At 71.1% G+C, this 470-nt stretch carries 1 protein-coding gene; it reads left to right on the top strand.

The genetic code is table 11. From position 1 onward, the window contains the following. Positions 1 to 470: homocysteine S-methyltransferase family protein (locus AC4IJH_RS43695; protein WP_490857594.1), on the top strand; the 470-nt coding region annotated here is incomplete at both ends.

Genomic DNA, 470 nt, shown 5'->3' with positions numbered 1-470 from the left:
GCTGAGATGAGCGAGCACCTGCGCTATCTGGCCCGCAACTCCCGTGTCCCGCTGGCCTGCATGCCCAACGCGGGCCTGCCGGTGCTGGGCAAGGACGGCGCGCACTACCCGCTCTCCGCCGCCGAACTGGCCGACGCCCAGGAGACGTTCGTCGGCGAGTACGGGCTCTCCCTGGTCGGCGGCTGCTGCGGTACGACCCCGGAGCACCTGCGCCAGGTCGTGGAGCGGGTGCGGGGGCTGACGCCGACGCCGCGCGAGCCGCGTCCGGAGCCGGGCGCGGCCTCGCTCTACCAGACGGTGCCCTTCCGTCAGGACACCTCGTACATGGCCATCGGTGAGCGGACGAATGCGAACGGGTCGAAGAAGTTCCGCGAGGCCATGCTGGAGGGCCGCTGGGACGACTGTGTGGAGATGGCCCGCGACCAGATCCGCGAGGGCGCGCACATGCTCGACCTGTGCGTGGACTACGT

This window comes from Streptomyces sp. UF-297 (assembly GCF_058245575.1).
This window is presented reverse-complemented; position numbering and strand designations above follow the sequence as displayed.